The following is a 19,527-nucleotide window of genomic DNA, read 5'->3' as shown; positions in this document are numbered from 1 at the left end:
CCTGTGTTTCATATCAGAGCCTAATATATACTCATGCCACCTTAATACCGTTTGCCAAGCAGACAGCAATTCAGGTTTTCTTCTGCTCTTATCCCTAATTAGTGGTGAACATCAGGTTTTGACAAAATCTTACGCTATCGATACTTCTTCAGTGGTTCACTTTCGTTCATCTTTATATATCTCACATGGTTGTTTAGTCACAATCTTTTCCCTAACGCTCACTACCACAACTCTTTATTGTAGCATCTTATGGTTGTTTGATGGATTTGCCTGATACAATTTCCATCGAGGGGCCTTTCCCTAATCTCCAATATGCCTTGCACAGCACACCACCACCGTGCGTACCGTTCGGTGCACGGCGGTTCAATAAGAATTGCCTAACTCTTAAATAACTTTCAGCTAATGTTATAAACCCTTGTTCTTTAAGGTGATTATTAGATAATGTTGTTGCTAAAATAGGGCTGTTGGAAATTCAAAATGGTCCCTATGTCAAGGACATTTTGAAAAAGGCTATGCAGCTAAAAGCTGATTTCTATATTGGATAGGAGTCAGCTTTTTTAATCTCCATTGATATCTGAAATTATTATAGTAATCCATATATTCATTTATCATAGTTTGCAATTCTTCAAATGTATCGCAACCTTTATAGTCAATTTCATCTTTCAAATGACCAAAGAAAGACTCCTGCGGAGCATTATCCCAACAGTTACCACGTCTTGACATGGATTAACCTAATTTATATTTCTTTAGAAATTTTTGAAAACGAGGATTAGTATAATGAACCCCTTGATCTGAATGAATAAATGCTTGTGGGTGCAATAAATTACTTATTGTTCTTCATTAATTTTTCAATTGTATCTATAACAATGTCTAATTTAAGATTTTTAGTAAGATTATATGTAAGTATTTCATTTGTAAAAGCATCTTTTATCGTCGATAAATAAGCCCTATTAGAAGTGCCATACGGCATATAAGTAATATCAGCCAATTCACATAAGTGAGATATCATGTTTCTTAATTGATACTTAGTTGTAAGATTATAAATAATCACCAAAATTGAGCATGCCATTAATTTACCATTTTTCACCTGCCTTTCTTGAAGCTCGATTTTTTTAATAGCTCCGCCTCAGCTTTCCAATATGCAATTTCCACATCCTTTTTTACTATTATTTTTTCTAAAGTCAGTTCCTTAGTAATTGGTCGTCCACTATTAATTTTTCTAGTATCCCTAAGTCCTAATTCACCTGATTTATTATAAGCATCACGCCATCTTTTACTAGCACACCAAATTCTATGATTCCCAAGTATTTCTACATCAAATCCAGCATCTTGAAATATCTCAACTGGTAATTTCCCAACACTACGTTCAACAATAAATAGAGCTTTAAATTCATCTGTGTATGTAATCCCTTTTTCAATTACTATTTTTACATACTTATTGTTTGTTAGATAGAATTAAAGTTTCTTCTTTTGAGAATAACTTTTTACTCATGGTATTCACAACCTTTCTGATTTTTATTGTACACAAAAAAGAACCTATATGAATAGTCTTTTTAAAGTGTCTATTCTATAGGTTCCATTTTAATTTGATTTCTTCCTTACATTCAATTATATAAGTATCTTATGGTATTAAATTTTTTAATTTGTCTTGTTTAAATATTTCTATATCAACGATATTTTCTGGTATAAGTATATCTCCTAAATCATTAGCTATTCTATTTAATTCATAATTTCCATCTAAAATTTTAATTATTTCAGTAATAACTTCTATTGCTTCTAGTTGATACTTAATTAACTTATTTATATCATTGCTACTTACTAAGTTTATCATATTGAATACCTCCGTAATATCTTTATTCAATACAATAATATATATTTAAAATTAATTATAAATACTCTTCAAATATTCTTGTTGCTTCTTCAATACTTATATTACCTTTTCCAACCTTCAGTCCTATTTCTTTAATAATGTTTAAAGAAGGAAAATTCATATTTTCTAGTTCATAAACATTTATAGTATGAGTACTATTTATCATTCTATAGTAATCATCAAATTGTTTAGATTTTAATATACACTGTAATCCTCTTATTTCGCACTCTGTTAATGAGTCATCTTTGTTAGTAAAATATATTATACCATTATCAATAGCAATTTTATCACATTCCAACTCATTAAAATACATAACTGAATGTATTAATTTTTCATATTTTTTATCTATGTTTTTTCTTATTAGAACATAATTACTATTTTTTATTAAAAGAGAGTTATTTAATCCATCATCTATTAATGTAATTGCATCATTCTTTGACTTGCCAATTAATTTTTCATAATTAATTATATTTCCTCTAATATGTCTATAAACGATTAATGGGATTCCATTGCTATATTTTAAAAACTCTTCATTTACTAGATTTTTTTCTTTTTCATTAACCCTAAACTGTACAACTTTCCCGACCTTCATCAATATATCTGTACCTATTGTTCCAATTGGAAATTTAGAAAATGACTTTATTAAATTATAATCATCGATATTTCTAGGTGTAAATATTATTTTATTTTTATGTCTAGAAATAACATCACTTATTTTGACTTTAAATTTATTATTATCATTATATGATATAGTTACATTTCTTTTTTTAGATTTTTTTATATGAAGCATACATATTTCTTGGGTTATATTATTTTTAAAAATATTTTTTCTATCATTAGATGTATTAATTTTAGTTATACTAAAATTGTCTACTATATAATTTCTTAATGGTTCTGTATATCTACCTGATAAATAATTTTTTGGTGATATTACACATAGGGTTCCATCAATATCTAAAAAATCCAAGGCTCTTTTTATAAATAAATGGTATAGGTTGGGTTGACCATATAAAATGTCTACCATATCTTTAGGAACATCATCTACATTTATTTTTTTAAATGGTGGATTCATTACTATATAATCGTATCTTAAACTATCATTACTTTCTAAAAAATCTTCATTTAAATATTTTGCATTAATTTTCACATTATTAAGTTCTAATAATTTAATCATAGTCCTTACATTCTCTAATAATATATCATCTATATCATATACATCAATAAATATACATTCTGGCTCATAAACATTAAGTATTTTTTCTAGCAGTTTAAATAATAATATTCCATTTCCACAACTAGGGTCTAAGATTTTTATAATCTTTTTATTAATAATTTCTAAATCACCTATTAACTTTTCCGCTTCATTAATAGGAGTAAAATACTGTGACTTGCTCTTCACATTTTCTATCTCATTTGTATAGAAAAATTCCTCTGTTAATTTATCATACATTTTATATATTTTTTTAAAGTTAAACATAAACCACCTATTTTCAAATTTACTATTATAATCTCTAATAACACTACAAAATAGATGAAATATCAGGAAGTTTATTTAAGTTATTTAGAAAGCTATATCTTGTTATCTTTAAAATAAAGCTATGCAACTGTTGAAACTCTAAAACATTATCCTTAAAAATTTCAAATAAAATATCATCATGAAAATTAAAATCTCCATGCAAGTAATCATTTCTTACATCTCTTTGTATTTCTAACATATTTATTAAATTATCTACAGAATCTATAAAAAACTTATCCTTTATTTCTAATTTATTTAATTCAAAAGCTTCCTCTAAATCTAAACTTAATAACTCTACAAATCCTTTAATTCCTTTTGGGCTTTTATATTTCCTAATTACCAATTTTTTCTTATTTTCTGATAACTCATATAAATTAGTATATTCATATATTATTGATTTAATAAATCTTTCATGTATAGAATTAGTTAATCCTAATCCTGCTGTTAGATATATCAATTTGCTATTATTATCTAATTCGTTATAATCTTCGATTTTTTCATTAAATTTTCTAAAGACATTATCATAACTTTGAATTGTTTCGTTACTTGAATATTCTATTGCCATTACCATCTTCGTACTCCGATATTATCTTTTGAGCCAACTCAAATCTTATTTTAGCATTAGGATTATTTTTACCATATCTATTTTTTACTATATCAGCATAATTCTCTGAAAAATTAACTTTATAAATTTCTTCTGTAACTCTATTCCTATCCTTAAAATAAAGAAAACTTAATATTTCAAAAAAGAATTTTATAGGATTTCCCTCTACTCTATTTTTTTCAATATTATACTTTTTAAAATTTAACTCCTTGTTCAGTACTAAAAAATCTTCATAATCACTTATATCATTTAACAATTCATCAATTTCTACTAATCGTACATATGTTGATAATAAAACATCAAAATGTTTTGTTTTGCTAGTCGATTTTAACTTTATAATATCCTTAATTCGCTTATCAATTCTCTCTTTATATTGGTTGTATCTTTTGATAAGCGAAAATTCAACAAAATACTCTAAATCTTTCCTTTTTACTAATTCTTGCTTACTAAATATATCTTTACTCAAAATACTTACTTCATTAGATATCTCATTATACTTATCTTTATCTTTAAATGCTATTATTGAATTCCTAATTTCTTGAGGAGTTAATTCTGTTGAAAGTGTATTCAATCTTTCAAACATCTCATATTTTACATCTTCTTCTTCAGTCATTAAATTTATAAATAGCAAAGTGGACGATTCAAAAATAAAATCAAACTGTTCCTTTTGAAATTCTTTCCAATCTTTCCCATTTATTTGTGTAAACTCCGTTGCTCCTTCTAGAGTCTTTAAAACCTCAAACTCATTTACTATCTTTTCTCCATTTTCTGATTTTGCATTAACAAATTCAAAAATAGTGGATAATCTTTGTACCCCATCAATTATTTCATAATTATATAATCCATTATCATTTTCAGTTTTTATGGTAATAATTGGTGGTATTGGATATTTTAATATTAGTGATTCTATAAACTTAGTCTTTTGTTCATTACTCCACCTATAATTTCTCTGATAAGCAGGATTAATGTTAATTCTTCCTCTCTCATAAAACTTTACAATTTCAGAAACAGTCATTAATACATTCTCAGTATTTGCTGTATTTCTAAGACCTTTCCATATTTTATTTAAACTCATACCTACAAACTCCTAATCATATTTTATCCTTATAAATACTATTATAATGATTGCTAGTTTAAATTTCTATTAAAATCTTATAGTTCTTTTAAAATACCGTTTTTATCTAGTTATACCATGAATAATTTACTATTTTAATAAAAACCTCATTTATTTGTAATACGACTCATTATTCTTAATCCTTAAAAATAAATAACCCTCGACAACACATTTCTGTATTGTCGAGGGTTTCATGGTGGAGGCGAGGAGAATCGAACTCCTGTCCGAAAGCCATTCCACATAAGCATCTCCGAGTGCAGTCTCTATTTTAACATTCCCTCTATAGAACCCCTAGAGACCGGGTTTCTACTTCAGTAGCTTCATAAATTCCGTTCCAAGGTCAAAGCTTTCCATGGCTCGGTTCCCCACTAATCGGCGCCCTATCCTAAGCCGTGGGACTCAAAGGTAGGACGAGCAACTATACTAAGCTGCTAATGCAAAATTGTCTTCTGCGTTTATCTTTAATCCCATAGTTTTTTAAAGCGGGTCCATGAGTTCCCTCTACTCGCTTCCTATATGTCACGTACCCCCGTCGAAACCAGTACGCCCCCATGTTAGGTAGTGGTAATTATTAGTGATTACCACGTATATTCATTATAAACAATATCAATCCTTATAGCAAGTAAAGTTTTGTAAAAAGTTTTATAGTGTTTATGGACATATTTCCTTTAGATTCTACATATGGTATTTGGCAAATATATTTAAGTAAAAAAAGTACCATTTATAATGATACTTTTACACTAAATATGACTTTATTTTATCGTATATAGTTAAATCTAACTATTTTATATAAGACATGTCGCTTAGTCTCTTTATGATATGTTTTCCGTTGTCATCTTCTATAAAATGAGAAACTCCACCTGCTAATCCAAATAAATCACAGTTATTAAGAGCTTCTGGCTTAAGTCCTAACCACATAGCGTTAAAAATACTTAATGTGTCCCCATGGGAAACAATAATTATATTCGCATCATCACTGCTCATTATGTCATTGTAGAAAGGCTCTAACCGATTCCAAGTTTCCCTTCTTGATTCAGCATCTGGTACACATCTATCATCAATTGTCTTTTCCCATGCTGTTTGATTTTCTCTAAGCCACTGTACACTTTTTCCTACAGCAGAACCAAGGTTACGTTCCCTTAGAGCTTCATTAATAATAGGTTTTAATTTTAAATGCTTTCCTACAATTTCAGCAGTCTGTTTTGCTCTTTTTAAATCTGAAGAATACAGAACATAGGCACTATCTCTTGAAAGTTCTTCCTTAAGCTTTATCCCAATATTATTTGCTTGATCTTTTCCTAGGTTAGTTAAATCCCAATCTGTCCATGAACCAATCATTCCATTGGTATGATGTACTGATTGAGTATGTTGAATGGTAATTATTCTTTTCATCTCTTACCGATCCCCCCTGTCTTAACTTCCCATACTTCATAGCAAAATCCTATTATACAAAGGAAGCTCCTGCTCATATTCATTCCCATGAGTAGGTTCGAATAACTAAATCAAAGATTTAGATTCTTACCTATATTTCTCTTTCATTTGTCTGTCTATGTCTCTCTTCGCTGCTTTTTCTAGCATTACATCTCTCTTATCGTAATCTTTTTTACCTCTACAAACTCCAAGGTTCACTTTTACTTTACCGTCTTTAAGATATAAGCTAAGTGGTATTAGAGTGTACCCCTTTTGAGCAGTGAATCCTAAAAGTTTATCTATTTCTCCTTTGTGAAGAAGTAGCTTTCTTACTCTTAGAGGATCTTTGTTAAATATGTTTCCTTGCTCATAAGGGCTTATGTGCATATTTTTTACGAAGACTTCTCCATTGTATACATCTGCATAGCTATCTCTAAGGTTTGCTTTTCCAGCTCTTATAGATTTAACTTCTGTTCCTACAAGTACTATTCCTGCTTCCATAGCTTCTTCTATGAAGTAATCGTGCCTTGCTTTTCTATTTTCTACTAAAGTTTTAGTTCCTAATTTCTTTGCCATGTTTTCACCTACTTTTATGATTAATATATAATTTTCTCATTATACATGTGATTTTACTAAATTAAAAATGTATTGTATAGTATAACCTATTTTTATTATAACCTAAATTATAAATATTGTAATTATTAACCTTGAAATATATGAATTTTAATTCTTTAGAATGTTATACACATATAAAAATAATTTCATACTAATTCAATTTTTCCAATTCCCATGTTTTTAGCTTTTTATGTTTTTATGTTCTTACATAGCTAATCCCTTGATATAACTGCATTTAAACCCTCTATGGAACACCTACATTTTAACTATTTAAAATTAAAAATATTTATATATGAAACTTTTTAAATAGATCTATAGTTATATAGTAAACTATTTACCTATATAACTATATAACTATTTACCTATATAACTATATAACTAGGTAAATAGTTAACTAGTTGTTGGCGCTGTGGGGGTTTCAGGGATTTCCTCATAGATTGCTTTCTCCCCTTGGTCGTAAGGAAACTCCTTTTCACTTTGTTCAAATGAGTAAGCTTCACTTAACCAAATCATAGATTTGGAGTGAAGCTTAGAAGAGCTGTCTCACGGTAGAATTTTTTTAAACTCTACTTTGAGACAGCTCTTCCAAGTTGATTTGATTTGATTTGATGAATTATAAGGATATTTTTTAAATCTGCTGTACCTTAGTTCAACAGAATTAATAACATAATATAAGAATCTTTCATGAAACAATTGATTATTTTTCTATTATGTTGAGCTTGCACTTTAATATTATTATTAGCGAATGCCATTTGCAGAAGCATTAGATTTACTTAGGATTTATGAATGGTAAAATCGTTAAGCAATACAACTTGTTTGAGTGTATACGAGTTGTTGTATTGTAGATTTTTCCTTGAATAAATCCTTTTAGTAAATCAATGCTTCGAAACGGCTGAGCGTTAATAATATAAGGGCATGCTCAACATTAGATTATAACTCTACTTTGTTACCGTAGTAAGTGCATTCAAATAGTCTTTCCATTGTTTTGTCATCTATTTCTCTTGGGTTTGAGCCTGTGCATGCATCAAGTACTGCATTGTGAGCTATGAACTCAAGATTTGCTTTGAAGTCTTCTTCGGTAACACCGTATTCCTTCATTGAGTGAGGAATGCTTAGTTTTGTATTTAAGTCATTGATCATTTCTATTAATGAATCAGTTAATTCTGAATCTGTATTTCCATTTAATTTTAACATTCTAGCTATGTCTGCATATCTATCTTCACATTTAGTTCTGTTGTACTGAATTACATATGGAAGGAAGATTGCATTTGCACATCCATGAGGAATGTGAAATACTGCTCCTGTTTTATGAGCCATGGAGTGAACTATTCCTAGTAGTGCATTTGAGAATGCCATTCCTGCAAGGCATTGAGCCTCGTGCATTAAGTTTCTTGATTTTTCACATCCATTATAAGAATCTATTAAGTGTTCTTTTACCATTTCAATTGCTTTTAATGCTAATGGATCTGAAAAGTTTGATCTTAGTGATGCTGTGTATGCTTCTATAGCATGAGTTAAAGCATCCATTCCAGTATGAGCAACTAGAGTCTTTGGCATTGTTTGTGCAAGTGCTGGATCTATTATTGCTATATCTGGTGTTATATTGAAATCAGCTAATGGATATTTAATCTTAGCTTTGTAATCAGTAATTACAGAGAATGCTGTAACTTCTGTAGCTGTACCACTAGTTGATGGTATTGCAACGAATTTTGCTTTTTGTCTTAATTCTGGTAGTCCAAATGGAATAACTGCTTGTTCAAAAGTAAATTCTGGGTATTCATAAAATATCCACATTGCTTTTGCTGCATCTATTGGAGATCCTCCACCTATAGAAACTATCCAATCTGGCTCAAAGCTTCTCATAGCTTCTGCACCTTTCATAACTGTTTCTACTGATGGGTCTGGTTCTACCCCTTCAAATAATTCAACTTCCATACCTGCTTCTTTTAGGTAGTCTTCAACCTTTTGCAAGAATCCGAATCTCTTCATAGATCCGCCACCAACAACTACGAAAGCTCTCTTCCCTTTTAAAGTTTTCAGAGTTTCTAACGCTCCTTCTCCATGATATATATCTCTTGGTAATGTAAAACGTGCCATAATATGAACCTCCCTATACAAACTTTAAATTTTGTTATTTATTTAACATTTATAATTTTAGTATACCACCTTTTTCTAAAAATACTAGTACTTTGTTAAAAATTTATCTGATTTGTTTAACTTTTTAACAATCTTTTTTTGGTTTTCACGTTCTACTATGTAAAATTATCCTATATTTTTATTTGTTTCCCTTAATTTATAGCAAATTACATAAAAAAGAAGAGGTAAAATCATATTTAATTTAATAAATAAAATTTTATCTCTTCTTATATAATGTTAAATTTTTATCCTTATAGTTTTCTTCTTAACTATATTTTACTCTCCAAAAATTAAATCATCGATGTCTAGGGACATTTCTTCTTCCTCTTCTTCTACTTGTGGTTTAACTATTTCAAAGTAAATGTCGTGGGCATCTATGTCAACCTTAGAGCAAACTACCTTCACTTCATCTCCTAGTCTGTAGATATTCTTAGTTCTCTCACCAACTAAAGCTAGATGCTTTTCATCATAGATATAGTAGTCATCATGAAGCTCACTAATATGAACTAAACCTTCTATGGTGTTAGGAAGTTCAACGAACATACCAAAGCTAGTTACAGATGATATGATTCCTTCGAATTCTTCTCCAATCTTATCCATCATGTATTCAGCTTTCTTTAGGTCATCTACTTCACGTTCTGCATCCACAGCCATTCTTTCTGTGTCAGAGGATTGTTTTGAAGCATCTATTACAAAGGTTCTTAATCTCTTCTCTCTCTTAGAATTTAATCCTTCGTTTATCATTTCCTTTATAATTCTATGAATTACTAGGTCAGGATATCTTCTTATTGGAGATGTGAAGTGACAATAGTATTTAGCAGCAAGACCAAAGTGTCCTACACATAAATGGGAATATTTTGCCTTCATCATAGATCTTAAAAGTAAGGTACTAACTACTGTTTCTTCCTTCTTGCCTTTAACCTTTTCTAGAATCTTTTGAAGCTCCCTTGGATGAATCTCATCTTCTTTAAATCTTACATGATATCCTAAGTTATATACGAATTCGCTGAAGTGTAATAACTTCTCCATATCTGGGTCTTCGTGAACTCTATAAACAAATGGTGCATTAAGCCAGAAGAAGTGCTCTGCTACAGTTTCATTACAGATTAGCATAAATTCTTCTATTATTCTATTGGCAATGGCTCTTTCACGAGGTAGGATATCTATTGGTTTACCAGTGTCATCTAGGATTATTCTACATTCTTCAAAGTCAAAATCTATAGCACCTCTTGATAATCTCTTCTTATTTAAGAGCTCAAATAATCTACCCATGTTCTTAAAGTCTTCATGAAGGTGTTTAAATTTTTCTATAGTTTCAGCATCTTCATCTCTAAGAATCTTAGTTACATCAGTATAGGTCATTCTTTCATTAGTTTTTATTACACTTTCAAAGATATCATGATCTACTACTTTTCCTGTAGAATCAATTTCCATAAAGCAACTAAGAGCAAGTCTATCTACCTTTGGATTTAAGCTACATACTCCATTGGATAGTTTTCTAGGTAGCATTGGAATTACTCTATCAATTAGGTATACAGAGGTACCTCTTTTAAAGGCCTCCTTATCAAGGACATTATTTTCTCTTACATAGTGTGATACGTCTGCAATATGAACTCCTAGCTTGAAGTTTCCATTTTTCAGAACTTCTACTGAAACAGCATCATCTAGGTCCTTTGCATCTTCTCCATCTATGGTAACCATGGTCACATCTCTAAGATCTCTTCTTCTGTCTATTTCACTTTGAGGAACCATATCTTCTATTCTTTCTGCATATTCCTCTACCTGTAATGGGAATTCTTCAGGAAGATTGTGCTTTCTAATTATAGTTAGGATATCTATTCCCTTATCTCCTTTTTCTCCTAGGATTTCAATGATCTTTCCTTCTGGATTTCTTCTTTTCTCTGGCCAGCTAGTGATTTCTACCACTACTATTTGACCTGACTTTGCTCCATTTCTATCATTTTTAGAAATGAATACGTCTTGACCTATCTTTTTATCATCTGGTACAACGAATCCAAAGTTTTTGCTATCTTCATAGGTTCCAACTAATTTTTTATTCTTTCTTTCAACAATTCTGATAATTTCTCCTTCAGATTTCTTACCGTTGTTTTCATCTTTTAATACTTTAACTAATACTACGTCATTGTTCATGGCACTATTTACATTACTTGCAGGGATAAATATATCTGGTCTATCTTCTTCTACAATTACAAAACCAAAACCCTTTTGGTGAGCAGCAAAAACCCCTTTAAGTATACCCATTCTCTCTGGAATTCCATATAGCTCTGCTCTATTTTTTATTATTTCTCCATCTTTCTCCATTTCATTTAATAGGTTTAAAAACTCTTTAGACTCTTTTTTACCTATACCAAATATTTTAGACAACTCTTTTAAACTCATCGGTTTATAAGCTTTTTCTTTCATAAAGCTTACAAGTACTTCTCTTATATTCATAATGCACTTCCTTTCATACTTCTCTCATCTTTACGTAATATATCCTCTTAATACATACTATTTTTTATATAATGCCTACCATCTCTAAAACTCTCGCCGAAGCTAAGAACTCTGTTTATAATTAGTATACCTATTTACTATTATTGCTCTATTAAATCAATGTTATGTGTTTTTTACATTAGATATTTACATATTATATAGTTTACAGTATATGCTATATAATTTCTATATTTACCTTCTTAAACATGTGTTTTCCAAAAATAAATTCTATTACAAGAAAAAACCCATCGGGGGTAACCAATGGGTTTTTTCCTTGCAATAATATACAATTATATTCGACATAAAATAACTTGTATAACCCTTGGGGTTAGGTTATACGTATAAATAAAAAGGGGTTATTTATTCTATTTATATATATATTATATATATAATTTTATAAATTTTCAAGTAAATTTATAATAAAAAATATAAACTAATTGTTAATATTTATACCTTATCTATATTTTTTGTATATTTTCTACACATTACACCAAATTACCTTTTATATTCAATTTAATGTATATACAGTTAATAAATCCCTATAAGTTGTTTAATACTTCAATTTCTTCTTTAGTAAGCTCCCTATATTCGCCTTCTTCTAAGGTTTCATCCAGTTCCATAGGACCAAATTTAACTCTTTTTAGATATACAACAGACTTATCTAAAGCTTCAAACATTCTTTTAACTTGATGGAACTTACCTTCCTGTATTGTAACTAAAACTTCAGAACCATCTTCTGTAGAAGAAATAATTTCTAACTTTCCTGGCATACACTTATAACCATCATCTATGACAATACCTTTTCTAAAACTTTCAATATCCTTTTCATTTACTGGCTTATCTATTTCTGCATAATAAACCTTATCTACATGGTTTTTAGGAGCGATTAACTTATGATTTAAAGCTCCATCATTAGTAAGCAATAAGAATCCTACAGTGTCCTTATCTAATCTTCCCACTGGAAATGGCTCAAAAACTTGATATTCTGGATCTAGTAAATCTATAACAGTCTCATCATAATTATCAAAGGTTGCACTTACAACTCCTGCTGGCTTATTTAAAAGTAGGTAAACATACTTTCTATACATTACCCTTTCTCCATTTACTTCAATAACTGCAGTCTCTGGATCAACCTTAGTTGAACTATCCTTTATAACTTCTCCATCAACAACAACCTCTCCATTTTTACAACTAACCTTAACTTCCTTACGACTTCCATAGCCTAAATTTCCTAAAACTTTATCTAAACGTTCCATATTATACCATCCTTTATTAATAGTTTGTTTATATATTAACTCATTATTTAACTTTAATTATTATTAGTCAAAATTCATTTTAACATTACTTTAAAAATAAATCTAATATTTTAAGCTAATTACACTATATAACAAGGCTATTTAATAATTATTCACTTATCTTTATAAAATGTTGAGCCTGTACTTTAATATTATTGTTAGCGAATGCCATTTGGATAAGTAAGAATCTAAATCTTTGATTTAGATATTCGAACTTAGTTCTTCTAATTTATTAGAAGAACCTCCTAAAACATTTCTTTACTTAGGATTTATGAATGGTAAAATCGTTAAGCAACACAACTTGTTTGAGTGCATACGAGTTGTTGTGTTGTAGATTTTACCTTGAATAAATCCTCTAGTAAATCAATGCTTCGAAACGGCTGAGCATCAATAATATAAGTACAGGCTCAACATTAGCTTAAGATTTAGTTAATTATATTAAATTATTTATCTTCACTAAATAATTTTTTGTTTCTGATGGTAGTTTGTAAAAATCACTGGAGTTACTTATTCCTCTAGATGCCATATTTCCTGGTCCAAAGTTATATGCTGCTAGTGCCATGTTTAGGTCATAATTATAGGTTTTAAGATAATCCTTTATGTGTCTTGTACCTGCATCAATATTTTGTTCTATGTTAAAAGGATCATTAACTCCATAGTGCTCTATGTTACAAGGCATTAATTGCATTAATCCTTTAGCTCCTGCAGGAGATACTGCATTAGGATTAAAGTTTGATTCTGTTTTAATTATAGCTCTTATTAAATTCGCATTTACTCCATATTTAGTTGAAGCATCTGCTATGGCTTTTTCAATTCTTTCAGAGTCAGTACCTGTAGCACTTACCACTGTGGAAGGTGTTACTCCTCCTATAGCTCTTACAATGACATTGCTTATATCATTAATACCATTAGAAGTACTATTATAAGCTCTATTATTTTGATCTATGCCCTGCTGAGTTTGTCTCTCTTTTTCACCCATGGCCTTTAGTAAAGATGCCATGATTAAACTAAATCCACTAGTGCTTGAAGAAGTGTTGCTGTCTGAACCTCCACCAAAGCTTCCTGACATTAAACCTAAGCTCATTAGTCCAGTAAGGGCATCACTGCCAGTACCAGAACTTAAGGTATCGTTGAGAATACCTAATCCGTTAACATATTGATTTTGAGTAATTCCACTGTTCACTGAACCTATACCACTGTTAGTATTTCCATTTGTAGCTATGCTGTTTATATAGTTATTTATTCCTCCATAAACACTACCCACATCGTAACTCATTATTTCATCTCCCTTGTTTCTTTATACCTTATTAGGCATCTTTCACTTATTTATTTTTTTAAGATGCCTTATTCCTTACACTGAATTTCATAAATGGAATAGTCATCATAGGCACTCTTAGAGTAACAGCTTTTACATAATGCCAATATCTTATAAAACCCTTTATAGAAAGGCATAAAGGTATAATAATTTTTCTTACTATACTTTTGTATTAGCTTCCATTCTCCCTTTTCCATTAAATAAAATTCATATAAATTATCTTTTCCACCGTCACATTCCACATAGAAGTTAACATCTTCATTGCACCTTATTACTTCTTTATCTAAGGTTATCTTGCAGTTAGTTACTGGAACTCCTTGTAATACATCTAAAATCAATTCCTTTTTACAATCATACTCTTTAGTACTAAATACATTTTTACAATATATTTTTACCGTATATACTCCTGCACATTTTGGAATCAGTTTAAACTTCTTATCATTACTAAATTCCGTAGTTTCAACTTCTCTGCCATTGATTTCAACCTTATATTTAGTTAAAGTATTGCTAGTGTTTTCTGTTATTACCTCTAAGACTATTTCATCACCTATAAGATACATATACTTCTTTTCTGTAAGAATATAATCTATCTTAGCTGGTATATATTCTTTGCAATCTATATATATCACTGAATGTACATCGTAGTCTCTCTTAGATTTTAGATGTTTTACCTTAACTTCTATTTCATATTTTCCTACACTAGTAGGAGTGAACTTAAAATTATCTTCTTCGTTATATTCTATGAACTTGACTTCCTTACCTTCTTTTTTCACAATAAATTCATATAATAAATTTCTTGAGCCAGTGGCTTCAACATTTACCTTAACTGGTTCATTTATAAGAACTTGCTTGTCCTTATTTAGCTTAATTTCTTTTATATATACATTTTGTGTGCAGTCTTCATCTATAACAAAGTCCATAATTGCCTTCTCTTCATAATCGTCCTTATAGGTACTATCCTTTACAAGAACTTCAACTCTATATAAGCCACTTTTTTCTGGAATCCATTTATAACTGTTGTTAGTAGTAAAATTTGAACTACTATGATAATTCCCATCTACTACAAATTTATAGAGCAATTTATCTCCACCAGAGCATATTGCCTTAAACTCTATAGGTGTTTTTTCAAGCTGTGGTGAGCTTAAATCAGAAGTGAAGTTAAGAATTTTTATAGGTTTATATTTATCTACAGTATAGTGTATTATCCCCCTATCATCAAAATTCTCATGGGAATACATGTCCTTCACTAAACATAAAAGCTTATACTTACCTGGTAGTATTTCTGTGAAGCTAACTAGTCTCTTACTTGAAAAGTCCTGCATTACATGCATATTTCCATATTCATCAATCTTCATAAATTTGTATAATACAACCCTATTTTCATCAAAGTGTGCATCAATCTCAAAGGTTAATTCACTACCTACTATCAGCTCTTCTGTTAAGCACTGTATATTGTTAATTCTTATTTCATCCATAGGCAATACCTTAAAAGTTACATTTTTAAAGTCATCAAATTGATGTACTGAGCCTTCTTCTTTACTCTCTATAAGAATCTCGATATCCCCTTCTCGATTTGGGGTAAAACTTAAACTAGTATCCATGGAATAATCTCTTATTAAATTCCATTTACAATCTTCTTTTATCCAATACTTACACAAGATAGGTAATTTGTTAGGTACAACATCAATTTCTATCTTTTCCCCTAACTTTATTTCATTATTACTAATGATAATATCTTTTATTAGTTTTTCTTCTACAGAGCCTATGATAAAGTCCATTCTAGATGTAAATTCAATAGGTTTTTTTCCATTTCTTTTTTTAGATTGTACCATTATCATGTATTTGCCATCTTCCTTAGGTGTCCAATAGGTAAAATCCTCCTCATGGAAATCTCTAATGGTTTCCCAACCCCCATCACAGTTTATTATAAATTTATATAATAAATCATCTGACATTTTATTTTCTATATATATCTTAATTTCAGTCCCCTTCTCCTGCGGACTTGATAGGCTTGTACCAATAATCATTTCATTCATACATATTCCCCCTAGAATGTACATATACATCCCTAATTGATTAAATTGTTATAATATTCTTACATAAGCATAGCTATATTATACTACACTTACATATTATGTAACAACCTGTGGAGGTCTTTATTTGCGATAATTCATTAGACAAAATCCTTGTAAAAAAACACTTGTAAATTATATTTCTACAAGTGTTTTCTTAATTTATGTTTTTCTATTCTTCTCTTAGACTTCTTTCTACAAGCTTTATTAAATTATCTCTAAGGCTTATATTATCGTCTTCATTTCTTTTTTTATGTTTTCCTGTCTTTCCACCGCCACGTCTTACCTTGGCACTTATATGTCTTTCAAAGAGTAATTTGTCTATATTATTTTCAGAAAATATATATCCTCTTGGACTTATGGCATAGGATTTTTTACCAAGGACCATAGCTGCTACTCCATAGTCTTGAGTTACTACGATATCTCCTTTTTTAGCTTCATTGGCAACCTTCATATCCACTGCTTGAAAGCCACTATCCATAATTATAACTTCACCATATTCTAAATTTATCACATGATGTATATCACAATAAATTTTTAGTGGAACCTTATAGGTCTTAGCTACTTCTTCTATAATACCTCTTCCTGCACATCCATCACCATCAACTATAATAGTCATAATTAAATACCTAGCCTCTCTATTAGAGACCTTTGAAGCTTTTCATAACCTGGTTTGCCAAGTAGAGCAAACATATTTTTCTTATAGGCTTCTACCCCTTCTTGATCAAAAGGATTTATTCCTAATAAATATCCTCCTATGGCACAGGATTTTTCAAAGAAGTATATAAGCTCTCCTAGAGCCTTAGGATTTAAAGCTTTCATATTTATAACTATATTAGGAACTCCACCTTCTACATGGGCAAGGACTGTTCCCTCCATAGCTCTTTTATTTACAAAATCTATAGTCTTTCCTGCTAAGAAATTAAGTCCATCCACATTTTCTTCATCTTCTTTTATGGATAAATTTATTTGTGGTTCTTCTACATTTATTACAGTTTCAAATATATTTCTCATTCCGTCTTGAATATATTGACCCATGGAGTGAAGGTCTGTTGAAAAGTTAACAGATGCAGGGAATATACCCTTTCCATCCTTCCCTTGACTCTCTCCATAAAGTTGCTTAAACCACTCTCCAAAGTATTGTAGACAAGGTTCATAGTTTACAAGAATTTCTGTAGTTTTTCCTCTTTCATATAAAAGATGTCTTGCAGCTGCATATTTATAACAAATATTTCTATGTACATCTTCATTACTAAAGTTTTCTCTTCCATTTCTAGCACCTTGTAATAACTCATCTATATTTATTCCTGCCACTGCAATGGGAAGTAATCCTACTGGTGTTAAAACGGAAAATCTTCCACCGATATCATCAGGAATTATAAAGGTTTCATACCCTTCTGTATCTGCTAATTTCTTAAGAGCTCCCTTTGCCTTATCCGTTGTTATATAAATTCTATTTTTAGCTTCTTCTTTGCCATACTTTTTCTCAAGGATTTCTTTAAATATTCTAAAAGCTATGGCAGGCTCTGTAGTAGTTCCTGATTTTGAAATAACATTTATGGCAAAATCCTTCCCATCTATGAGCTGTATAAGTTGAGACAAATAAGTAGAACTTATATTGTTTCCTGCAAAGTATACTGCTGGAATCTTTCTTTTATCCTCATCCATACTATTAAAGAAGGGGCCTGTCATTGCTTCTATGACAGCTCTAGCTCCAAGGTATGAACCCCCAATGCCTATTACTATAAGAACTTTAGAATTTTCCTGTATCCTTTTAGCTGCTACCTTTACTCTTTCAAACTCAGCTTTATCATAATTAGTTGGTAGGTCAAGCCACCCTAAAAATTCATTGCCAGCACCACTTCTGTTATGCAGAGTGTTATGGGCTGTTGTTATCATAGGTTTTAAATTATTTATATGTGATTCATTAACTGCTTCTTGAAGGTTTTTTATATTTAAACTTAAAGAACTAGTCATTTCTAATTGCCTCCTATAAAACGATTTATTAGGTATCTGAAAATAAATAACAAGTCAAAGATGGGAAGATACCTTATATTATTAAAATCAAAAAACTTATGTATATTATATAAACGCTAAGAAGCATTATTCCATTTCTCTTAGAATATCTTCCATTAGTTGATATAGGTAAGATTATAAGTAGCATCAATACTAAAGCCACTGGAATATCTAAAAGTATAGTCTGATTAAAGCTTATAAAAGATGCGTTAAATATATGAATATTTCTAGAGTTTAGTACTAATCCACCCCTAGCTAAAATACTACTAGCAGCTACAGTCATTGTTATATTTAGTATGTTTGCACCAATAACATTACCAACCGCTACTCCACTTTCCTTCTTATATATAGAAGTTAAAACAGTAGTTAATTCTGGTAAAGATGTTCCTAAGGCCATAATAGTTAAACTAATTACTCCTTCTGTGACTCCATAATACCTGGCAATAATCTGCGCATTTACAACTAACAACCTAGCTCCACATCCTATAAGTATTGCTCCTATTATAAATACAACTATATGTTTTGCAAATTCTCTCTTTTTTACTCTTCTTCTAACACTAATTTCATCTATAGTCATAGCAGTCTCATCAGGAATTTCAAGGGACTTTTTAGCACCCTTTATATTTTTTCTTATATAGTACACAAATAACCCTAAAAGGACTACCCCTTCTATTCTATTTATATTTCCATCTGTAGAAAAAAGTAATAGTAAAACCATAGATACTACCATCATAAAAGCTCTTGGCATAAACCTCTTCTTTTCTACCTCTACAGGCATTGCAATCATTGAAATAGCAAGAACAAGCCCTGTATTACAAATTATTGCTCCTATAGCATTACCTACTGCAATCTCTGGAGATCCCATAATAGTTGCCACTGAAGCTATAAAAAACTCTGGAAGAGTAGTTGCTAAACTTACAATGGTTGCTCCTATAATTATTTTTGGTATTCCTGTTATCTCAGCAATCCACATAGCTGAGTCTACAAATATATCTCCGCCCTTTATTATTACTATAATTCCTATAATAAACATTACTATAGGTAAAAACATCTCCATTATATCCTCCACCC

At 30.1% G+C, this 19,527-nt stretch carries 14 protein-coding genes, 1 other RNA gene and 1 pseudogene; all 16 read right to left on the bottom strand.

Annotated features, from left to right (window positions below):
- Positions 1-510 precede the first annotated feature (510 nt).
- Positions 511-1,449: pseudogene (locus B3B03_RS18070) on the bottom strand (IS3 family transposase); the annotation flags it as partial.
- Positions 1,450-1,621: 172 nt separating this feature from the next.
- Positions 1,622-1,831, bottom strand: coding sequence for a hypothetical protein (locus tag B3B03_RS14795; RefSeq protein ID WP_346877718.1), 210 nt, complete (start codon positions 1,829-1,831; stop codon positions 1,622-1,624).
- A 55-nt stretch (positions 1,832-1,886) separates the two neighbouring features.
- Complete coding sequence (locus B3B03_RS14790; protein ID WP_346877717.1) at positions 1,887-3,320, bottom strand: Eco57I restriction-modification methylase domain-containing protein; 1,434 nt, start codon at positions 3,318-3,320, stop codon at positions 1,887-1,889.
- 70 nt (positions 3,321-3,390) lie between these two features.
- Positions 3,391-3,957 (bottom strand): hypothetical protein, encoded by a 567-nt coding sequence (locus B3B03_RS14785; RefSeq protein ID WP_346877716.1) that lies wholly within the window; start codon positions 3,955-3,957, stop codon positions 3,391-3,393.
- On the bottom strand, positions 3,929-5,065 hold the full coding sequence (locus tag B3B03_RS14780) for a DUF262 domain-containing protein (RefSeq protein WP_346877715.1): 1,137 nt from the start codon (positions 5,063-5,065) through the stop codon (positions 3,929-3,931). Before B3B03_RS14780 ends, B3B03_RS14785 begins: the two co-directional genes overlap by 29 nt.
- Positions 5,066-5,298: 233 nt before the next feature.
- Positions 5,299-5,655, bottom strand: a transfer-messenger RNA (tmRNA) gene (gene ssrA / locus B3B03_RS14775).
- A gap of 229 nt (positions 5,656-5,884) precedes the next feature.
- Positions 5,885-6,496 carry a histidine phosphatase family protein gene (locus B3B03_RS14770; protein WP_346877714.1) on the bottom strand — a complete coding sequence of 204 codons (612 nt, stop codon included), beginning with the start codon at positions 6,494-6,496 and terminating at the stop codon, positions 5,885-5,887.
- A 126-nt stretch (positions 6,497-6,622) separates the two neighbouring features.
- The gene (gene smpB / locus B3B03_RS14765; protein ID WP_035131317.1) at positions 6,623-7,090 is read right to left on the bottom strand and encodes an SsrA-binding protein SmpB; all 468 of its coding nucleotides are present in this window, start codon (positions 7,088-7,090) and stop codon (positions 6,623-6,625) included.
- 969 nt (positions 7,091-8,059) lie between these two features.
- Positions 8,060-9,226: an iron-containing alcohol dehydrogenase gene (locus B3B03_RS14760; RefSeq protein ID WP_035131319.1), complete on the bottom strand. Its 1,167-nt coding sequence runs from the start codon at positions 9,224-9,226 to the stop codon at positions 8,060-8,062.
- 315 nt (positions 9,227-9,541) lie between these two features.
- Positions 9,542-11,719 carry a ribonuclease R gene (rnr, locus tag B3B03_RS14755; protein ID WP_346847216.1) on the bottom strand — a complete coding sequence of 726 codons (2,178 nt, stop codon included), beginning with the start codon at positions 11,717-11,719 and terminating at the stop codon, positions 9,542-9,544.
- 578 nt (positions 11,720-12,297) lie between these two features.
- Positions 12,298-13,014, bottom strand: a complete 717-nt coding sequence (locus B3B03_RS14750) for a pseudouridine synthase (RefSeq protein ID WP_346877713.1) — start codon at positions 13,012-13,014, stop codon at positions 12,298-12,300.
- A gap of 472 nt (positions 13,015-13,486) precedes the next feature.
- A complete protein-coding gene (locus B3B03_RS14745) occupies positions 13,487-14,329 on the bottom strand; it encodes a lytic transglycosylase domain-containing protein (RefSeq protein WP_346877712.1) in 843 nt (280 codons plus the stop codon).
- 68 nt (positions 14,330-14,397) lie between these two features.
- The gene (locus tag B3B03_RS14740) at positions 14,398-16,404 is read right to left on the bottom strand and encodes a triple tyrosine motif-containing protein (RefSeq protein WP_346877711.1); all 2,007 of its coding nucleotides are present in this window, start codon (positions 16,402-16,404) and stop codon (positions 14,398-14,400) included.
- Between the two features lie 208 nt (positions 16,405-16,612).
- A complete protein-coding gene (locus B3B03_RS14735) occupies positions 16,613-17,059 on the bottom strand; it encodes a YaiI/YqxD family protein (RefSeq protein ID WP_150845372.1) in 447 nt (148 codons plus the stop codon).
- Between the two features lie 2 nt (positions 17,060-17,061).
- On the bottom strand, positions 17,062-18,417 hold the full coding sequence (locus tag B3B03_RS14730; protein ID WP_346877710.1) for a glucose-6-phosphate isomerase: 1,356 nt from the start codon (positions 18,415-18,417) through the stop codon (positions 17,062-17,064).
- Positions 18,418-18,490: 73 nt separating this feature from the next.
- The gene (locus B3B03_RS14725) at positions 18,491-19,513 is read right to left on the bottom strand and encodes a calcium/sodium antiporter (RefSeq protein WP_346847211.1); all 1,023 of its coding nucleotides are present in this window, start codon (positions 19,511-19,513) and stop codon (positions 18,491-18,493) included.
- Positions 19,514-19,527: the final 14 nt, after the last annotated feature.

Source organism: Clostridium sp. UBA5712 (assembly GCF_002419845.1).
Classification (GTDB): domain Bacteria; phylum Bacillota; class Clostridia; order Clostridiales; family Clostridiaceae; genus Clostridium_J; species Clostridium_J sulfidigenes.
Note: the sequence above shows the minus strand (reverse complement) of the source record. Positions and strands in the feature narration are given on the sequence as shown.